This is a genomic window from Paenibacillus sp. FSL R5-192, from assembly GCF_000517845.1.
Classification (GTDB): domain Bacteria; phylum Bacillota; class Bacilli; order Paenibacillales; family Paenibacillaceae; genus Paenibacillus; species Paenibacillus amylolyticus.
Map to the genome: position 1 here is coordinate 905,899 of NZ_ASPR01000014.1, position 20,373 is coordinate 926,271.

The 20,373-nt window shown below is 48.0% G+C and carries 18 protein-coding genes; 17 read left to right on the forward strand and 1 reads right to left on the reverse strand.

Annotated elements, in window-relative coordinates:
* Window positions 1–86: 86 nt before the first annotated feature.
* The 4 genes from C161_RS12525 (at window position 87) to C161_RS12540 (ending at window position 3,250) form a co-directional block, all read left to right on the forward strand.
* Window positions 87–1,217, forward strand: a complete 1,131-nt coding sequence (locus C161_RS12525; protein ID WP_036670562.1) for an NADH-dependent flavin oxidoreductase — start codon at window positions 87–89, stop codon at window positions 1,215–1,217.
* Window positions 1,218–1,354: 137 nt separating this feature from the next.
* A complete protein-coding gene (locus tag C161_RS12530) occupies window positions 1,355–2,122 on the forward strand; it encodes a DeoR/GlpR family DNA-binding transcription regulator (protein ID WP_036608860.1) in 768 nt (255 codons plus the stop codon).
* A 20-nt stretch (window positions 2,123–2,142) separates the two neighbouring features.
* Window positions 2,143–2,601 carry an OsmC family protein gene (locus C161_RS12535; RefSeq protein ID WP_036670564.1) on the forward strand — a complete coding sequence of 153 codons (459 nt, stop codon included), beginning with the start codon at window positions 2,143–2,145 and terminating at the stop codon, window positions 2,599–2,601.
* A gap of 58 nt (window positions 2,602–2,659) precedes the next feature.
* Window positions 2,660–3,250: a DUF2062 domain-containing protein gene (locus C161_RS12540; RefSeq protein ID WP_036670565.1), complete on the forward strand. Its 591-nt coding sequence runs from the start codon at window positions 2,660–2,662 to the stop codon at window positions 3,248–3,250.
* On the opposite strand, the gene C161_RS12545 is transcribed toward C161_RS12540, so the two are convergent.
* The gene (locus C161_RS12545; protein ID WP_036670567.1) at window positions 3,228–4,157 is read right to left on the reverse strand and encodes an AEC family transporter; all 930 of its coding nucleotides are present in this window, start codon (window positions 4,155–4,157) and stop codon (window positions 3,228–3,230) included. The genes C161_RS12540 and C161_RS12545 overlap by 23 nt on opposite strands.
* A gap of 214 nt (window positions 4,158–4,371) precedes the next feature.
* Between C161_RS12545 and C161_RS12550 the strand changes: the two genes are divergently transcribed.
* The 13 genes from C161_RS12550 (at window position 4,372) to C161_RS12610 (ending at window position 20,251) form a co-directional block, all read left to right on the forward strand.
* Window positions 4,372–5,454 carry a lactonase family protein gene (locus tag C161_RS12550; RefSeq protein WP_036670568.1) on the forward strand — a complete coding sequence of 361 codons (1,083 nt, stop codon included), beginning with the start codon at window positions 4,372–4,374 and terminating at the stop codon, window positions 5,452–5,454.
* 381 nt (window positions 5,455–5,835) lie between these two features.
* On the forward strand, window positions 5,836–6,468 hold the full coding sequence (gene hxlA, locus C161_RS12555; RefSeq protein ID WP_036670570.1) for a 3-hexulose-6-phosphate synthase: 633 nt from the start codon (window positions 5,836–5,838) through the stop codon (window positions 6,466–6,468).
* Between the two features lie 4 nt (window positions 6,469–6,472).
* The gene (gene hxlB, locus C161_RS12560; RefSeq protein WP_036670572.1) at window positions 6,473–7,036 is read left to right on the forward strand and encodes a 6-phospho-3-hexuloisomerase; all 564 of its coding nucleotides are present in this window, start codon (window positions 6,473–6,475) and stop codon (window positions 7,034–7,036) included.
* Between the two features lie 267 nt (window positions 7,037–7,303).
* Window positions 7,304–7,663: a winged helix-turn-helix transcriptional regulator gene (locus C161_RS12565; RefSeq protein WP_036608849.1), complete on the forward strand. Its 360-nt coding sequence runs from the start codon at window positions 7,304–7,306 to the stop codon at window positions 7,661–7,663.
* A 353-nt stretch (window positions 7,664–8,016) separates the two neighbouring features.
* Window positions 8,017–9,819, forward strand: a complete 1,803-nt coding sequence (pepF, locus tag C161_RS12570) for an oligoendopeptidase F (RefSeq protein ID WP_036670573.1) — start codon at window positions 8,017–8,019, stop codon at window positions 9,817–9,819.
* Window positions 9,820–9,930: 111 nt separating this feature from the next.
* The gene (locus C161_RS12575) at window positions 9,931–10,446 is read left to right on the forward strand and encodes a DUF2500 domain-containing protein (RefSeq protein WP_235193795.1); all 516 of its coding nucleotides are present in this window, start codon (window positions 9,931–9,933) and stop codon (window positions 10,444–10,446) included.
* A 235-nt stretch (window positions 10,447–10,681) separates the two neighbouring features.
* The gene (locus C161_RS12580; protein ID WP_036670574.1) at window positions 10,682–12,175 is read left to right on the forward strand and encodes a rhamnulokinase; all 1,494 of its coding nucleotides are present in this window, start codon (window positions 10,682–10,684) and stop codon (window positions 12,173–12,175) included.
* Window position 12,176: 1 nt separating this feature from the next.
* Window positions 12,177–12,938, forward strand: a complete 762-nt coding sequence (locus C161_RS12585; protein WP_036670575.1) for a DeoR/GlpR family DNA-binding transcription regulator — start codon at window positions 12,177–12,179, stop codon at window positions 12,936–12,938.
* Between the two features lie 113 nt (window positions 12,939–13,051).
* Window positions 13,052–13,780, forward strand: a complete 729-nt coding sequence (locus C161_RS12590; RefSeq protein WP_017688927.1) for a (Fe-S)-binding protein — start codon at window positions 13,052–13,054, stop codon at window positions 13,778–13,780.
* Window positions 13,777–15,294 carry a LutB/LldF family L-lactate oxidation iron-sulfur protein gene (locus tag C161_RS12595; RefSeq protein WP_036670576.1) on the forward strand — a complete coding sequence of 506 codons (1,518 nt, stop codon included), beginning with the start codon at window positions 13,777–13,779 and terminating at the stop codon, window positions 15,292–15,294. Before C161_RS12590 ends, C161_RS12595 begins: the two co-directional genes overlap by 4 nt.
* Entirely contained in the window at window positions 15,284–16,009 is a 726-nt protein-coding gene (locus C161_RS12600) for a LutC/YkgG family protein (protein ID WP_017688925.1), read from the forward strand. Before C161_RS12595 ends, C161_RS12600 begins: the two co-directional genes overlap by 11 nt.
* A gap of 215 nt (window positions 16,010–16,224) precedes the next feature.
* Entirely contained in the window at window positions 16,225–16,779 is a 555-nt protein-coding gene (locus C161_RS12605) for a glutathione peroxidase (RefSeq protein ID WP_036670578.1), read from the forward strand.
* Between the two features lie 298 nt (window positions 16,780–17,077).
* Complete coding sequence (locus tag C161_RS12610) at window positions 17,078–20,251, forward strand: bifunctional cytochrome P450/NADPH--P450 reductase (protein ID WP_036670580.1); 3,174 nt, start codon at window positions 17,078–17,080, stop codon at window positions 20,249–20,251.
* Window positions 20,252–20,373 lie beyond the last annotated feature (122 nt).

A 20,373-nucleotide genomic window follows, 5' to 3' on the forward strand; every position in this document is an offset into this window, starting at 1 on the left:
AACGTAACTATAATCATTACAGTAAGTGGACGCATATATTCATATATCTATTAAAAGAGATATTTATAATCAGGAGGGAACCACGAATGAATCCAAAGTTTAACCAGATGTTTGAACAAGTTTCACTGCCGACTGGTATTACACTGAAAAACCGTATCGTGCTCGCTCCCATGACTCATATGTCCTCGAATGCTGATGGTACAATATCCGACGCTGAACTTGCTTATTATGCACGTCGCACCGGTGGTGCGGGCATGTCGATTACGGCTGTAGGGCATGTAACAGAGTATGGCATTGGTTTCCCGGCTCAGTTTGGCGTATATGATGACCGCTTCATTCCTGGTCTAAAGAAACTGGCTGACACCATGAAACAACAAGGCTCCGTTGCCGTATTGCAAATTTTCCATGCGGGCCGTCTGACACCTGAACAAGCTGTACCTGCGGGTCAAGTGGTTGCTCCTAGTGCGGTTGCGAGTGAGCGTCCAGGATCACCTGAACCAAGAGAATTGACGGATGCCGAGATTACTTCCATTATCAAAGACTTTGGTGAAGCGACACGTCGTGCAATCGAAGCCGGATTTGATGGTGTTGAGATTCACGGTGCTAATGGTTATCTGATCCAGCAATTCTTCTCCCCGCATTCCAACCGACGTGAAGATCGTTGGGGCGGAAGTGTAGAGAAACGTCTGACATTCCCGCTTGCTGTAGTGGATGAGATTCAGAAAGTGGTTGCCGAACATACGAAACTGCCGTTCATCATTGGTTACCGTTTCTCCCCGGAAGAACCGGAAACACCGGGACTCACAATGGAAGACACGTATGCACTGGTGGATGCATTGAAAGATAAAAATCTGGATTACCTGCACGTTTCCCTGAACGAATTCTGGTCCAAGCCAAGACGTGGCGAAGCAGATACGCGTTCTAGAATGGAATTCATCCTGGATCGTGTGAACGGCAAATTGCCTGTAATTGGCGTAGGTTCAATTCATACGGCAGATCAGGCCGCTGAGGCACTCCAAACGGGAGTACCTTTGCTGGCTCTTGGACGTGAATTGATTATCGAGCCGGATTGGGTCGAGAAAATCGAGAGCGGACGTGAAGAAGACATTGAAACGATTCTGACCAAATCGGATCAGGAACGTCTGGTTATCCCTGACGGATTGTGGAATGCAATTATCCACACACCGGGCTGGTTCCCTATGGCAGAAGATAAATAAGATACACTTCAGAACTGGAATGGAGGGGGCGAAAGCTCCCTCTTTTTGCACATGGTCCAAATTCTCCTTGTCATCGCTCTGTGGTATGATGGATGAACAGGATCAACTGGATAATCAACGGTTTGGAGTGAAGGAATATGCTCGTAGCTGAACGGTATGAGAAAATAGTGGAATGGGTGGATACGCAAGGCAGCATGCGTGTGACCGAACTTAGTGAGCGCTGCGGGGTGACGGAAGAGACGATTCGTCGTGATCTGGACAAGCTCGAACAGGCGGGCAGGCTCAGACGGTCCCATGGCGGGGCGGTCAGCGTAAAATACAAGGATGAGTTACAGTCGGAGATTCCGTATCCGGAACGGGCTGTAGCCCATGCCGAAGAGAAGCGCAGAATTGCAAGCGAAGCGGTGAAAATGGTGGAATCCGGCGACCGGATCGCCTTGGATGCAAGTACAACGGCGTGGTATATGGCGGCAGGATTGCCAAACATTCCACTGACGGTATTAACCAACTCGATTAAGGTCGCCGCTGAGCTGAGTAACAAGGAGCAGATTCGTGTGATTGCCACAGGTGGGCAATTGGCTTCGAAGTCACTGTCTTTTGTAGGACCACTGGCGGAACGTTCGCTTGATGCCTATCATGTGGATAAAGTATTCCTGTCTTGTAAAGGTGTGCATCTGACCAAAGGCATCAGTGAATCCAATGAATTACAGGCTTTGGTGAAGCAGAAAATGATCCATATTGCGGATGAGGTCATTCTACTTGCAGATTCCAGCAAATTTAACATACAGGCGTTTACCAGAGTTGCTGAGATGAGCAGTGTGGGCAAAGTGATTACAGATCAGGGTGTAGATGAAGAGCACGTTAGCGCATTGATCGAGCAGAATATTACGTGTATACGTGTGTAAACAAGAAAGGAATGAATGTCATGAAACATCCTTTTCATCTGAAAGCGGTATGGAATGGTGGGCGTAACAGTGAGGGAACAATCGATGCAGGTGGATTAAAAACGGTCATATCGATTCCGCAGGAGATGGGCGGACCCGGTACGGGAACTAACCCGGACGAGATGCTGCTGGGTGCAGCCTCCACCTGTTACCTGATCACGCTGGCAGCGATGCTGGAGCGTTCGGATATTACGCCAGATGAATTAACGCTTGAATCGGAAGCAACGGTAGATGTTACGAATAACGTATTTACGTACGAACGGATCGTACATAGACCTCGGATTGTGCTCAGCGCAGATGCCTCTGAGGCGGATCTGACCAAGGCTGAGCACTTGGCGCATAAGGCTGAATCCTCCTGCATGATCTCCCGAGCGGTGGCAGGTAATGTCCAGATGGAGACACAACCAGTCATTGTTACTACAGGTGCTAACGCGGTGTGATATACTGAAGAGTAGACGATTCAAGTTGTCATTTGTGTAAAATAAGGAGTAATTCGGTATGAACACACAGAAGCGCAAGACTAACCGCTGGGTACGTTTAACACGTGCTATGAAGCTGAATTTTCTCAAATTGTTACGTGCTCCCGGAGGTGCCCATAAAGTATCTACCGGATTTGCCATAGGGTTCGGACTGGAACTGATCGTGATCTCGACGGCTTCCCTGATATATCTCGTATTTTATCCGATTGTGCGACTGTCTGGGGGTTCGGTGCCAGCAGCCATTGTTGGTAATGTGATCGGGAAACTTACGTTTTTACCTATTATCCTGATGCCGCTCGCGAAACAAATTGGCTCATGGATATTGCCTGCTCACAGCATGGGACAGGGACCGGTACATGAGAGTGCATTCATGGAGCTGTTTCGCGGGAACTGGTCGGCCGTGAGTGAATTGTTGCTTGGTGGACTGGATATTCTGGCAGGCATGTCCGTGTTTGGTGTCATTCTGGGTGTGATTTCGTACTTTGTCGTAAAATTCTTCTACGTCAGAGCGCTCAACCGGCGTTATGAACGCCGGTTGGAGAAACGCCGACAAGCGGATATCGCTTCGGTATCACCTCCGGTATTAATCAGGAAGCCATCACAATCATAATGGGTAGCATCAACATGGATGCAGCGGTGGTCCACAGAATACAGCGGGATACAAACTGCGGAGAAGCATTGAACTGTTCAGCCAATATAACGGCATTCACTGCGGTCGGCATCGATGCGAGGATCAGCAGCACACTGAACAACGTGCCTTCGACCTGAAGCGCGGTCAGTATCAGCCAGGACAGGATTGGCGCAGCTGCGAGACGGACTACAAGCCCGGTCCAGAAAGCTCGGCGTACATTGGGCAACCAAGGCACCGTTGCACCTTTTGGTCTGAGCATCTGTGCTCCCAGAATGGCGAGAACGACAGGGGAGTAGCCCGCAGCCAGCATGGAGATGCCTCCATCGAGTGCTTCAGGCAGGCTCAGATTGGACGCACGCAACGCAATGGCGATGCCAGCAGCATAGATGGATGGCATGCGGAAAACGGACAGGATCGCATCTTTCACCGTGAATTCGGATCGCGCGGCAAAAAAGATACCTACCGTATTAACAATGATCATCTGTCCAATGACGTAGACGGAAGCCTTGTCCAGTCCAAGTTGACCAAAGGCAAGCAGTACAAGCGGGAGCCCGTAATTCACGCAGTTTGTAAACGTGGAGACGAGGGTGAGACCCGCTTTTTCGCTTGCACCCAGACGGAACACCCGGCTTAACAGCTCGGCGAGGGCCCACAGAGCAATCAGATTAATAATAGAGAACCAGAACGTGCTAGTGACGTCCGTCCAGGTAATCTCGGCATGCAGCAATGTATTGAAGATGAGCGCAGGGCTCAAAATATAAAGGGAAAAGGTCGAGAGCGACCGGGTATCCCAATTCTTGAAGCGTTTTAACAGAATACCTCCAATCACGGGAAGTGATATCGGCAGGAACACATGATATAACGTGAGTAAAAATGAGTGAAGCAATGCAATTCAGTCCCTTCTGGATGAAAAACCTATCTTATCATAGCAGAAGATGCACCTCATATGAATGGATTTCAGTATGATGATGTGTAGTAATCGCCTTGCTTAACTAAGGATTTCCCTGATGGGTAGCGACAGCGGATTGCTATTTTGATATGGCAGATTTATTATAGAAGAGGTGCAACAAGATTACATACACATAGAGGAGGAAACTGTAATGAGTGAATCAAAACGCTTGCTCGTACTTGCTGGCTCTTACGCCGAAGCGGAAAATGAGGGCATTTATGCATATGAATTGAATGAGGATACAGGCAGCTTGTCCAAGCTTGACGGCATCGCTGGGGTGAAAAACCCAACGTTTGTCAACGTGGATGCTGAAGGAAACAAACTGTATGCGATTGGTGAAACAGCATCAGCTGAAGGCAACAAAATGTCTGAAGCGGTAGCTCTGAGCATTGATCCTTCTACAGGAAAATTAACGTTGCTGAACCGGAATGACTCCATTTCAGCTCCACCATGTCATATCCAGCGTGATCCTTCCGGCAAATACTTGATCCTGTCCAGCTACCACGGTGGTCTGGTAGGTCTGCAAGCCTTGACGGATAACGGTGAAGTTGGAGCGCTTCTGGACGAGAAGAAACATGAAGGACAAGGTGCGCATCCTGAACGTCAGGACAAGCCACATGTTCACTCCGCATTCTTCAGCCCGGATGGAAAATACATGATGGTACAGGATCTGGGCGCAGATAACATCGCGATCTATTCCATTGATGCAGACAAAAATGAACTTGTGCTGCACAGTGAAACCAAAACACATCCGGGAGCAGGCCCACGTCACTTGGCGTTCCACCCGAATGGTCAGTTCGCATATGTCATCAATGAAGTGGATTCTTCCATTACTTCGTTCAAATATGATGCAGCAGCGGGCACGTTGACTGAATTGTCTACTGTATCCACACTGCCTGATGGATATGATGGCAAAGAGAATACAACAGCCGAAATCACGGTTTCCAATGATGGACGTTATGTATATGGTTCTAACCGTGGACATGACAGCATCGTTGTATTTGCAGTAGATGCAGACAAAGGTCACCTGACACTGGTTGAGCATGTATCTGCAGAAGGTGAGCATCCGCGTCACTTTGCTCTGACACCTAACGGCAAATTGCTGATCGCAGCTAACCGTGATACGAACAACCTCGTGACATTCACGGTAGACCAGGAGAGCGGACGTCTGAAATACACAGGTCACAGCACAGGTGTATCCAAGCCGGTATGCGTGAAACCTGTATATCTGTAAAATGATAAATTTCTAAACCAGCCATGGCTGGATTGAAAATGAAACGATAAAGATAAAGACCTTGCCATGTGGCGGGGTCTTTTGTATTGAATATCTAATTGGATGATTAGGCTGCTGTTCAGCTGTAAGCGGGTGGATTGGAATAGAGGTTTAATTCTATATTTGATTCACCTAACAACGAAAAATTATCAATAGTATCGCCCAAGTAACTACCCCACTTCAAAGTGCGTACTTCCTGAATGGATAGTCAGGGTCTACAATGAGTGAGTAGCCAAAACAAACACTGCATGCATCTAAACAGACAAATTGGTGCAGGCTAAATATCTGATTATTATTTTTACAGGAACGAATCATACTTGAACAACAAAGGAGAAATAAATGATGAAATTGCAATTGGCGCTTGACTTGGTAAATATCCCTGAAGGTATCGCACTGGTTAAAGAGGTTGAACAATATATTGATATCGTTGAGATTGGTACACCAATCGTTATTAATGAAGGTTTGCATGCCGTAAAAGCGATGAAAGAAGCATTCCCTAATCTGCAAGTTCTTGCAGACCTTAAAATCATGGACGCTGGTGGTTATGAAATCATGAAAGCTGCTGAAGCTGGTGCGGATCTGATCACTGTGCTTGGGGCAACCAATGACAGTACGATCAAAGGTGCAGTAGCAGAAGCGAAGAAACAAAACAAACAAGTTCTTGTGGACATGATCAACGTGCCTAACCTTGAACAACGTGCTCGTGAAATTGATGCGCTTGGCGTAGATTACATCTGTGTACACACAGGTTATGATCTGCAAGCTGAAGGACAAAGCCCGTTCGAAGATCTGCAAACGATCAAAGCAGCTGTGAAAAATGCTAAAACGGCTGTTGCTGGTGGAATCAAGCTGGAAACATTGCCAGAAGTAATCAAAGCGCAACCGGATCTGGTTATTGTAGGCGGCGGTATCACAGGACAAGCAGACAAAGCGGCAGTTGCAGCTGAAATGCAACGTCTCGTTAAACAAGGGTAAGCAGATGAGCAAAACACAGTACGCAGCTGACATCTTGAAGGAGCTGGAACGTACGTTAAGCCAGATCGACGATGCAGAGATGCAAGCGATGGCTGAGCACATTCTGGCTGCAGAACAGATTTTTGTAGCAGGAGCAGGCCGGTCAGGACTTATGGGAAAGGCTTTTGCCATGAGACTGATGCAGATGGGGCTTCGTGTATATGTGGTGGGCGAGACCGTAACACCTGGGATCAGCTCGAAGGATTTTCTCTTGCTTTGCTCTGGCTCAGGAGAGACAGGCAGTCTGGTAGCCATGGCTCAAAAGGCTAGTCAGGCAGGTGCACCTGTAGGTCTGATTACGATCAAGCCAGAGTCCACGATTGGGCAATTGGCAACTACGGTCGTGCGCCTTCCGGCTTCGGCCAAAGAGGACACAGCAACTTCCGGAGCGGATGTAACCATTCAGCCGATGGGCTCGTTGTTTGAACAAGGACTGTTAATCGGTATGGATGCTCTCATCCTTACGATGATGGAAATGAAGGGTATGACCGGAGCGGATATGTTTGGCCGCCACGCAAACCTGGAATAGTGAATAGATGAAAGACCGGAATCCTTTGATTATGAAGGGTTCTGGTCTTTTCTGCGATGCATAGTCATTCATCTGTATAGGTTTTATCCGTGATTCTCAGTTAAACTTTGCATCCCGACCAGGCTGTAGTAGAATTAATAGATAGCTGTATCGAATGAATGTACTTATTACATCATGCATGGAGCGGAAAGCTTACTTCGTGTGAAGTGTCCCCGTGATATGCGTAATATACGCGATATAAGATTGAAGATGAGGGGGCTCGGAGCTATGGCATCCGAAGTGAAGGAACGGATTAATCTGAAAGAAATCAACTGTGAGAAGGAATTGACCCTTGCGGTGATCGGTGGCAAATGGAAACTGATTATTTTGTGGCATTTGGGTCTGGAAGGTACCAAACGTTTCAGTGAGCTGAAACGCCTAATCCCTCATATTACCCAGAAGATGCTGACCAACCAGCTACGTGAGCTGGAGGAAGACAAGCTGATTGAGCGCAAGGTATATGCAGAAGTCCCTCCTCGGGTGGAGTATACGTTGACCGATCACGGTCAAAGTCTGATGCCCGTCCTGCACGCGATGTATAACTGGGGTAAAAACTATGGTGAAAATGTAATTTGGAAAGAAAGCTAAATAAGTTATATTCAGAATGACCGCTAGGTAAATGGATTCTTCCATAAACCAGCGGTTTTTTAGTTGCTTTCAAACCATGGTCACATGAGCAAAAGTTTATACGAAACGGAGAGGACAGAAACAGCTTGAAGAAGCGAAGCGTTCGCATTTATCCCCGGATTTTCCCTTTGGAAAAGGGATCAAAAAAATCTGGGGATAACGGCGATCAGAAGGCTATTCTGTCATTGGAGTGATACGGATAAACTAATTTGTCATCTGGACCCTAGGTCTCATTTTAGGAGATGTCATGTATAGATGAGCAGAATATGATACGATGAGAGATATTGGAAATGCAAGGAGGATGACATATACAGATGGAAAAAATACGTACACGTGCTGAGGTAAACCCAGAAACCACTTGGGATCTGAAAGACTTGTTTGTAAACGATGTAGAGTGGGAGCAGGAGCTTCGATCACTTCCTCAGGCTGCTGCCCAGATCGCAACGTTCAAAGGACGTCTTGGCGAAGGCGCTGAACAATTGCTGGCTTGTCTGGATGCGCGCGAAGCTTTGCAGGAGCGGATCGCCAAGACGGCTTCTTATGCCCGCTTGAAGCAGTCAGAGGACAGCACCAATCCGGTCAATATTGAGAATTCAGCTAAAGCAGGAGATATCCTATCAAATCTGTCGTCGTCCTTGTCTTTTGTCAATTCGGAGATCGTTGATCTGCCGGAGGGAACCGTTGAACGTTACCTTGAAGAACTTCCGGGATTGGAACCGTATGCGCGCAGTTTGGAGCGTTTGATTCGAGAAAAAGAACATCGGCTTACGCCCGAGACCGAGAAGGTACTCGCTTCACTTGGAGAGGTGCTGGATTCGCCATACCGTATCTATCTGCGCGGTAAACTGGCAGACATGACGTTTGACGATGCTCTTGATGGAGAGGACAATAATCGTCCACTGTCCTGGTCATTCTATGAAAATAATTATGAGATGTCATCTGATACCAAGCTGCGCCGTTCTGCTTATGCTGCATTCAGCTCGACATTAAATGATTACAAAAATACGTTCGCAGAAGGTTATGCAACTGAAGTGAAGAAACAGGTTGTTTTATCCAGGCTGCGTGGTTACGACGATGTTACAGATATGCTTCTCAGCCCACAGCAAGTGAGCAAAGAGATGTACAATAATATTCTGGATATTATCCAGCAGGAACTCGCACCTCATATGCGCAGACTGGCGGCTCTCAAGAAACGTGAGCTGGGTCTGGACAAACTGATGTTTTGTGATCTGAAGGCGCCGCTTGATCCTGAATTTAGCCCTGCCATTACATATGATGAGGCGTGCACACTCATTCGAGAAGCACTTGATGTGCTTGGGCCGGAGTACGGCGAGATCGTAGAGCGCGCATTCAGTGATCGCTGGGTGGATTACGCAGATAACGCAGGCAAATCAACAGGGGCATTTTGCTCCTCGATATATGGTTCACATTCCTATATCTTAATTTCATGGGCGAACAATATGCGCGGAGCATTTACACTTGCCCATGAAGTGGGGCATGCAGGCCACTTCATGCTTGCGGGACGTTACCAACGGCTTACGAATACACGGCCATCTCTTTATTTCATTGAGGCGCCGTCGACCATGAATGAAATGCTGCTGGCCGATCATCTATTGAAGCGTTCCGATAATCCGAGAATGCGTCGCTGGGTCATTTTGCAATTGTTGAACACGTATTACCATAACTTCGTTACACATCTGCTGGAAGGTGAATTACAGCGCAGGGTGTACGCACGCGCAACCAATGATGAGCCCATTACGGCGAAGACGTTGAGTCAACTCAAGGGAGACATCCTTTCCGAATTCTGGGGACCTGATCTGGTAATTGATGAAGGGGCCAAGCTCACGTGGATGAGACAGCCTCATTATTATATGGGACTATATCCGTATACCTATGCGGCAGGCTTGACGGCTTCCACAGCGGCTGCACAGCAGATTCGTGAAGAAGGACAGCCTGCGGTAGATCGCTGGCTTGATGCACTCAAAGCTGGTGGAAGTCTCACACCACAGGAGTTAATGAAGCTTGCGGGTGTGGATATGTCCGGACCTGAGCCGATTCGCTCTGCGGTTGCTTATGTCGGCAGTCTGGTCGACGAACTTGAACGTCTGTATTCCTGATCTGGTTCATATAGTATACGGACAAGGCAGAACGGGTTGTCTGCATGCACCGCCTTCCTTGCGTGGGGGGCGGTGTATCTTATTTTTGCAAGGGGAAAGGAACGATGATGAATGGCGTTAACAAGCGTGTCCTCATCGATGGGCCGATTAAGCGTAGACGGCTTTGGTGTGTTTGACGACATGAATGGAGTACCAGGTTTTGAAGGCAATCAGGGTGGTTTTTTTTCGGGATTTAGTGAGTTTGCTGCAATGAATGCATTTGCTTCGATTTTTATTGGCGCCATATTTCTCATCATTGCGGGAGTCATTGTTTTTGTTATTATTTCAGGCATACGCTCAGGGATGTCAAATAACGCGGCAGCTTTGTTAACCCTGCACTCAACGGTGGTGGCCAAACGAACGGAAGTCTCAGGTGGTAGCGGCGATAGCAGTGCGACTACCCGGTATTATGTTACATTTGAGTTCGACAATGGGGAGCGCACTGAACTGATTGTTGGCGGAAATCATTATGGGATGATGGTGGAAAATGATCGAGGGATGCTGACGTATCAGGGGACACGCTTCAAGCATTTTGAACGAGATGTACAGCCCCAGTCGGGGATGAGTAAAAGCCAGTTTTATACGTGAAAAAAGAAATGCGGCTCCTCCCAGTTGGGAGAGAGTCGTTTTTGGTATACACAAAAGAAAGAAAAACCGGAGGGTATTCAAACGCTTACAATGGTGATATACTCGTAAAATAAAGTAAAACAGTATTAAACAAAAACAAACAAACAATAAATACAGAATAAAGTACAGAGTTACGGTCTGAATCAAGGGATACCGTTTGGAAAATAGGATTGGTTCGAAAGGTTGGTGAAGCGCGGTGAGTGTGCTGGCTTATGATTTGGGCGCTGGGAGCGGGAGAGCGCTACTGGGACATCTGAATGATCGAGGGATCGAAACAAGCGAAATTCATCGGTTCAAGAATGAACCAGTGAAGATTGGCGAGCGGATGCACTGGGATATTCTGCGATTGCATCATGAATTGTTGCAGGGGCTTGCCCTTGTGAAACAGCAGGGAGAACAGCCGGAGAGCCTGGGGATCGATTCCTGGGGCGTTGATTTTGGTTTGCTTGGCAGTAATGGTGAGTTGCTTGGTAACCCGTATCATTACCGTGATACACAGTTTAACGGCATGATGGATCAGGTACGCCAAGAGCTGAGCTCCCAGCGAATCTTCGAACGTACAGGGATTCAGTTTCTTAGCTTTAATACCTTGTATCAATTGGCAACGCTTCAACGCAGCGGCTCCCCGTTACTTCAGGAAGCAGAGCGTTTTCTCATGATTCCGGATTTGCTACGTTATTTCCTGACAGGGGAAGCGGTGAATGAGTTCACCAATGCAACCACAACACAATTATACAATCCATCAGCGGGGCAGTGGGATAGTGAGTTGCTGGCGCATATTCGTATTTCGGAGAAACTGTTTGGTGAAGCCGTGCTGCCAGGTACCCTTGTTGGACAATTGCGAAGCAGTATCTGTAACGATCTGGGATTGTCCCCGATTCCCGTGATCGCTGTTGCGGAGCATGATACGGGTTCAGCCGTTGTGGCTGTTCCTGCAACGGAACGTTCATTTGCTTATCTGAGCTGTGGAACCTGGTCCCTGATGGGTACGGAGATAGATCATCCTGCGATAAGTAGCCAGAGTCTGGCCTTGAACTTCACGAATGAAGGCGGGGCGTGCGGAACATTCCGTCTGCTGAAGAACATTATGGGACTATGGATTTTGCAGGAAAGCATGCGGGAGTGGGAGCGCCAGGGGCAGGGAATTAGCTATGATGCGTTATTGGCGCAGGCGGAACAAGCACCTCCATTTGCCAGTTTGTTTGATCCGGATGATGAACTATTCATGCCAGCAGGAGATATGACGACCCGTATACGTCAGTATTGCCGTGATACAGGGCAAGTGGTACCAGAGGATCAGGGGGCTATTGCCCGGGCAATTCTGGAGAGTCTTGCATTGAAGTATAGAAGAGTTCTGGAATGGACGGAGCAATTGTCGGGTCAGGCGTTCAACGGATTGCATATGGTCGGTGGAGGCATCCAGAACCGCCTGTTATGTCAGTGGACTGCAAATTCCATTGGTAAGCCGGTATGGGCAGGTCCAGCAGAGGGAAGTGCCATCGGGAATATGGCTGTGCAATGGATGGCGAGCGGAGCTTTTAAAGATATCTGGGAAGCTCGTAAGGCCATTCGTGATTCATTTCCGGTAACTGTGTATGAGCCGCAGGACGGATCAATCTGGGAAGATGCTTATGGCAGATTTCTGCGTGTGATGGCTTCATCTAATTCACAAGCGGGGAGTGAGGTGTAACATGCTGGCAGCCGAGCGGTATGACCGGATTGTGGAGATGGTGAATGTAAAGGGCAGTATGCGTGTATCCGAGCTTAGTGAGCGCTGCCGGGTGACGGAGGAAACGATCCGGCGGGATCTGGATCGTCTGGAACAGGCAGGACGACTGCGCCGGTCTCACGGTGGTGCAGTAAGTGTGAAGGAAGATCAACCCGAGATCCCTTACCGGATCAGGGAGACAACCCATGCGGAAGAGAAAAAACGGATTGCACAAGCGGCTCTGGCGATGATTAATCCGGGTGATCGCATTCTGTTGGATGCGAGCACAACGGCAGGTTATATGGCAGCGAATATGCCGGATTTCCCGCTGACGGTCTTAACCAACTCGATCCAAATCGCTACTGAACTCAGCAACCGTGACAAGGTTGAGGTCATCTCAACAGGGGGCCAGTTGGCATCTCGCTCGTTGTCTTTTGTTGGGCCGCTCGCGGAGCGTTCTCTGGAAACGTATCACGTGGATAAAATGTTTATGTCGTGCAAAGGTGTACATCTCGAAGGTGGCGGAATCAGTGAATCCAATGAACTCCAGGCAAGGCTGAAGCAGAAGATGGTTGGCATATCCGATCAGGTCATCTTACTTGCAGATGCCAGTAAATTTGGTGTCCGTGCTTTTGCCCGAGTATCCGGATTAAATGCAGTCCATACGATCGTTACCGATCAGCCATTGGAGGCTGAACAGACAGAACGTTTGAGCGGATACGATATTGGTATCATCACGGTTTAATCTTTTGGATTTTATCTATATAAATTGAACTAAACATTTACACGAAACGGAGTGTCCAGTGTAAATATTCTTAGTCAATTTATCTACTAATCAGTTAATAGGAGCGTGTAATTATGAAGGTCTCCTTATTCATTACCTGCCTCAGCGATGCCATCTATCCCCGAGTGGGGGAAGCCATGGTCAGATTGCTCGCCGCTCATGGCGTTCGGCTGGATTTTCCGCCGGTGCAGACCTGCTGCGGTCAGCCTTCCTACAATAGCGGGTACTGGGATGAGACTCGGGTAGCGGCCAAAACGATTCTTGAAGCATTTGACGACAGTGATTTTGTGGTATGTCCTTCGGGATCGTGTACGTATATGATTCATCATTATCCCGAGCTGTTCGCGGATGAACCAGTATGGTTGGAGAAGGCAAAACGATTGGAAGCCAAAGCTTATGAGTTTACTCAATTCCTCGTTCAGGTGCTCGGGATAACCGATCTGGGCGCACATTTTCCGCACAAAGTAACCTATCATCCATCCTGTCATGGCAGCCGTCTGCTTGGTGTGAAGGATGAGCCGATGGCGCTACTATCTCAAGTAAAAGGTCTGGAATTGGTTCCGCTCCCATTTGCTGAGGATTGCTGCGGGTTCGGGGGCACGTTTGCCATCAAAATGTCCGATATTTCAGGAGCGATGGTGACGGAGAAGGTCGATCATGTCAAAGAGACACAAGCCGAAGTATTGGTGGGGCTGGACATGGCCTGTCTGATGAATATCGCAGGTAATCTGCGTTATCGGAATGAACCGGTGCGTGTAATGCATTTGGCGGAACTACTGTATGAGGGGGTGCGAACAGGATGAGCCAACCGGGAGTTATGGATACTACGGTCAAAGAACGTGCCGGACTGGCCTTGAATGATGATTTTCTGCGAAAAGCAGTCAAATTCACGACAGAACGTTTGCGTAACGGGAAGAAATCTGCCTCAGAAGAACATGGAAATTGGGATGAATGGCGGGAGCGTGGCCGTCAGATTCGTCTGCATACGATTGCGTATCTGGATTATTACCTGAATGAATTTGTGAATAACGCCCGTGCGAACGGGGTTCATATTCATTTTGCAGATACATCGGTGGAAGCAGCGGCGATTGCGCTGGATATTGCGGCGCACAAGCAGGCTTCTACGGTGGTGAAGTCCAAATCGATGGTGTCGGAGGAAGTGCACCTGAATCATGTATTGGAGTCGGCGGGCATTGAAGCTATCGAGACCGACCTGGGTGAATACATCATTCAGCTGGCAGGCGAGGCGCCATCTCATATTGTCATTCCAGCCATCCATAAGAACCGCTACCAGATTGCAGAGTTGTTATCGAAGGAAGCGGGTGAAATTCTGGAGCCGGACACAACGGTACTTGCTGGATTTGTTCGCAAAAAGCTGCGTGAGAAATTCCTTGAAGCAGATATCGGCATGACCGGCTGCAATTTTGCAATTGCAGAGACGGGTTCCATGGTTTTGTTCGAAAATGAAGGCAATGCCCGTATGGTATCCACTGTTCCGAAAACGCAGATTACACTGATGGGCATGGAGCGGATCATCCCGTCGTGGACGGATCTGGAAGTCATGGCAACCTTGTTGCCACGCTCCGCAACAGGTCAGAAACTAACGATGTACATGTCAGGCATCACAGGTCCTCGCCGCACAGCGGATGCTGATGGGCCGGATGAAATGCATATTATTATCGTGGACAACGGTCGATCTTTACAGCTCGGTGATCCTGAATTCCAGGAGTTGCTGAATTGTATTCGCTGTGGTGCTTGTCTGAATGCTTGCCCGGTATATCGTCATATTGGAGGTCATGCCTACGGTGGGACGTACAGTGGTCCAATTGGCGCAGTACTGACACCTGCACTTAATGGCAACATTGATGAATGGAACGATATTGCGGGTGCTTCGAGTCTGTGCGGAGCCTGTTATGAAGCATGTCCAGTTAAAATTCCATTGCATGATATGCTCGTTTATCTACGTAGGCGTAAAGTGGAAGACGGTCATGGAAACAAAATGGAAAGCATGGGCATGAAGGGTTTTGCCGCCGTGGTTTCCAATTCCAAACGTTTCAGTGCGGCCATACGTCTGGGACAGATCGGGCAGAAGGCAGTTGTACGCAACAACGGCATTTCAATCAAATTGGGTCCACTTAAAGGCTGGAACAATTATCGGGTTGCCCCAAGCCTCGCCAAGAAATCCTTCCGGCAGCAATGGAACAAGCTGGATCAGGAAATGAACCAAAAGCAACCGGCCATGGATTCTTCTGTTCGCAGCCGCATGGAGCAGATTATTCGTGAACGAAAGGAAGGGGAGGATAAGCATGGTCACTGAACATCAGCAATGGCTCGCGCAATTGGAGAAGAAGTCCATGGAGAAACAGGAGCAGTTCATGAATGACATTGCTTCGAAATTGAGGAGACCAAGGCAACGCCATGCGCCGACCCAACCCTTTCGGGGAGCACCCGACTTTTGGACTGAGCTGGAATGGGATGAAGAGAAGCGTATTCAAGCATTTACGGATAACTTTGTGAGTGTAGGCGCACACATCGCCCGGGTTCAGAATATGGAAGAAGTATCTCAATTTATTGCCAACAAGTCTCATGAACTGAGTGCCAGGTATATCATTCGTCAGAATGAACAGGCGTTACAGGATCTCGGATTGGAAGAGCAGCTTCCGGATGTACAGATCTCAGTCTGGAATAGTCAGGCGGATGAGAACTGGAAGGCTCGGGCAGCTGAGGCTGATATCGGTGTGGTTATGGCGGATTATGCAACAGCATACACAGGCTCGGTTACTGTACTTTCTTCACCGGAAAAAGGTCGTTCGGTCAGTCTCTTGCCTACGGTACTCATCATCATTATTCCAGTAGATCGACTGTACACCAGACTGGGTGAGACGCTGGATCGATTTGACGAAGCGGGGAGAGAGAATCTTCCAGCAGGCATCCACTTTATTTCCGGGCCAAGCCGCTCTTCCGATATTGAAAATGATTTAACCATTGGGGTACACGGACCAGGCATTGTATATGGTTTAATTATGGGTTAACGATGTGTTTAGCGTGATGGCACATCATGATTTTGATAACTGTCCGAGATGCAGTGTGTGACTGCTAAGGGCAGTTTTTTATTTTGTCTACTATAGTTAAAAACTATTAAAATTATATTTATTATATATTTCACCTATTAATAATGGAGGTGTATAATCCATCTCAAGAGAGAGTTCATATGAGATACAAAAGAGAAAGAGGAGGATGAATACAGATGAGTATATTTTCTTACCAAGTTCCGTTTATGGATAAACACAAGGGTGATTTTTCTGCTTTTAAAGGGAAGGTGCTACTTATTGTGAATACAGCAAGTCGGTGCAGCTACTCCCGGCAATTCAGTGAACTTCAGCAGATGTATGAGAAATTTAGTGATCAGGGGCTGGAGATTCTGGCGTTCCCGTGCAACCAGTTTAACGACAAAGAACCTGGTAGTAGCGCTGAGGTAGCTGAGTATTGCAGAAGTCAGTTTCAGATATCCTTTCCGATTTTGGAGAAGGTTGAGGTCGTTGGGCAATCGATGCATCCTGTGTTTCGTTATCTGACTACAGAAGCGCCATTTCAAGGTTATGATCTGGACACGAAGGAAGGAGAGTGGATGGACACCTTTGTGAAAGAGAAGCATCCAGAATTGTATCAAGGTGACGGCATCAAATGGAATTTCACCAAATTCCTGATTGATCGCAGTGGGAACGTCCATGGCCGTTATGAAACGACAGTAGCTCCATTAGAGATGGAGTCAGTTATTCAGGTTCTGTTAAAGAATTCATAATTATACCTTAATCCCTGTCCTGAGGTCCTATGACTTTGGGACTGTTGAAGATTAGAACTGGAAATGTTAGGGTAAAAGAAGATAACGAAGTCTTCCATTTTTTTTAATCAAAAATGACCAATATACCATTTCAGTCAGTTAGTTCTTTGATGGTTTTGTCGTTATCTGGATGAAATATGAAAATGTGCAAAAAATAACTTGAATCTGTTGATCTGAAGAGTAAGTGTAATCGCGTCTGTAAATCAAGTCATTATTTTTAGTTGTAGAACTCTTAACTTGGGAAGAAGGAGTGAGCGTCATGCCACCAATTTCAGTGCCTCAACCAAAAACATTTGGCCCACTGGGCAATTTGCCGCAATTGAACTTTGAAGAGCCGGTACAATCTTTGGTGAAACTTGCTGAGGAATATGGACCGATCTTTCGAATGGAGTACCCCGGGCGAAGTGAATTGTATATTTCCGGTCACGAACTGGTTGCCGAGGTAACGGATGAATCCAAATTCGACAAACGTGTGTGGGCACCCCTTGCGAAGGTTCGCGCTTTTGCAGGAGATGGACTATTTACGAGTTGGACCGAGGAGCCGAATTGGAAAAAAGCCCATAACGTACTGCTGCCAAGTTTCAGTCAACGTGCCATGCAGGGATATCATAACAAAATGATTGATCTGGCTGTGCAGCTGGTTCAGAAATGGTCACGATTGAACCCGGATGAGACGGTTAACGTTCCGGATGATATGACACGCCTTACGCTCGACACGATTGGTCTGTGTGGGTTCAACTATCGGTTTAACAGCTTCTACCGGGAAGAACCACATCCATTCATTACAAGTATGGTTCGTGCGTTGGATGAATCCATGAGTTCATTGCAGCGACTGCGTCTGCAAGACAAGCTGATGATCACCAAAAAGAAACAGTTTGAACAGGATATCCGTTCCATGTTCTCTTTGGTGGATCACATTATTGCCGAGCGCAAAGAGAAACCGCAGGAAGGCGCAGATGATCTGTTGTCCCACATGCTAAGCGGCAAAGACCCGGAAACAGGAGAAACGCTAGATGATGAGAACATCCGTTATCAGATTATTACATTCCTGATTGCTGGACATGAGACCACAAGTGGACTGTTATCCTTCGCCGTTTATTATCTGATGAAGAATCCGGATACGCTGGCTAAAGCACAAGCTGAGGTGGATCAGATTCTGAAAGATCCGGTTCCCACGTACAACCAGGTTCGCAATCTGAAGTATGTTCGCATGGTTTTGAATGAAGCACTGCGGTTATGGCCTACGGCCCCGGCATTTTCCCTGTATGCAAAAGAGGACACGGTACTTGCGGGTCAATATCCTTTGCAAAAAGGAGACAGTGTCAGTGTACTTATTCCCAAGCTGCATCGTGACCGCGAAGCCTGGGGAGACGACGTAGAGGAATTCCGCCCGGAACGGTTCGAAGATCCGAGCAAAGTGCCGCATGATGCCTATAAACCTTTTGGTAACGGTCAACGGGCCTGTATTGGTCAGCAGTTTGCACTTCAGGAAGCAACGCTGGTACTGGGCATGGTGTTGAAGCATTTTGACTTCATAGATCATTCTGATTATCAGTTAAAGGTGAAAGAAACGCTGACGCTCAAACCGGATAACTTCACAATTCGTGTACGTGCGCGTGGCGGGCAGCCAGTCATGGCCGTTCCGGGTGTAGCGGTTGAAGAACCAAAGCCAGTTGCCAAAAGAACGGAGCCGGATGCAGCCAATGCCCACCACACACCGATGCTTGTTCTGTACGGTTCCAATCTGGGTACCGCTGAAGGCATTGCACGTGAAATTGCGGATACCGCCAGATATCAGGGTTTCCGGAGTGAGGTCGCTACGCTGGATGATCGTGTTGGCAAACTGCCAAAGGAGGGTGCCGTCATTATTGTCAGTGCATCCTATAACGGTCAGCCGCCAAGTAATGCCAAGATGTTTGTCGAGTGGATCGAACATGCAGATGCGAATGAATTCAAAGGTGTGCGTTTCGCCGTTCTTGGATGCGGTGACCACAACTGGGCCAGCACCTATCAGCGTATTCCGCGTTTAATAGATGAACAGTTATCTTCCAGAGGAGCAGAGCGGTTATCACCACTGGGTGAGTCAGATGCTAGCGGAGATTTTGAGAAACAGGTGGGGGATTGGACAGAGCAATTATGGCCAGATCTCGCACGAACGATGGGACTGAAACTGAACACAAGCTCCAATAGTGAACGCAGCTCACTATCTGTACAGTTTGTCAGTGGGCTCGCCGTAACACCGCTTGCGGATACGTATGATGCCCATGTGGCAGAAGTACTCGAGAACAGGGAGCTTCACGACGCGGGCAGTGAACGAAGCACACGTCACCTGGAGATCAAATTGCCTGAAGGCATAACCTACAAGGAAGGGGATCATCTGGGCATTCTGCCGCAGAATCCACCGGAACTTGTGGAACGTGTACTTCGTCGATACGGGTTTACCGGTACTGAGCATCTGGTTCTGGATGCATCCGGTCGCAGTGCCGCGCATCTGCCGCTGCATCAACCGGTGAACCTGTATGATCTGCTCAGTCATAGCGTCGAGCTTCAGGAGGCGGCAACTCGTGCGCAGTTGAGAGAAATGGCAGCATATACCGTATGTCCACCGCATAAGAAGGAACTTGAAGCGCTGCTTGATGAATCTGTGTATATGGACGAAGTGCGGAACAAACGGATCTCCATGCTGGATTATCTGGTGAAATATGAGGCATGTGAATTGCCGTTTGAGCGTTTCCTTGAATTATTGCCTTCATTAAAAGCCAGATATTATTCGATCTCCAGCTCACCGCGTGTTCAGCCCGATCAAGCGAGTATTACGGTCAGTGTTGTGCGCGCCCCGGCATGGAGTGGGCAGGGGGAATACAAAGGTATTGCGTCCAACTATCTGGCTACCCTGAAGTCGGGTGACAAGATCGTGATGTTCACGCGGACACCGGAATCCGGGTTCCAACTGCCGGAGGATGCACAGGTTCCCGTCATCATGGTAGGGCCGGGTACAGGTGTTGCTCCATTCCGAGGTTTCTTGCAAGCAAGGCATGTATTGAAGGAACAAGGTCAAGAGGTTGGCGAAGCCCACCTGTACTTTGGATGCCGGAATCCCGAACATGATTATCTGTACAAAAATGAACTGGAAGCAGCCCAGCAAGAAGGGCTTGTGAAGCTTCATACGGCCTTCTCCCGTGTAGACGGGGAGGAGAAATGTTATGTACAGCATCTGATGAGAGACGATGCCCCTCATCTGATTCCTTTGTTTGAAGAGGGTGCGCATCTGTATATCTGCGGTGATGGCAGCAAGATGGCACCTGATGTAGAAGCCACACTCCAGCAGGCATACGCTGATATTCATGGCAAATCCGCGAAGGAAGCAGAAGATTGGCTTAATCAGCTTCAGCAGGAAGGTCGTTATGCCAAGGATGTATGGACAGGCATCTGATGTACACATATGAAGGGTCAGCTTGATCCGTAACTGGCTGAGCGGTGAGATACAGAAGCAGTTCTGTTCTCACCGCTTTTTGACATAAAATGATTCTTCAGCAGATAAGTGGTTGCATGGGT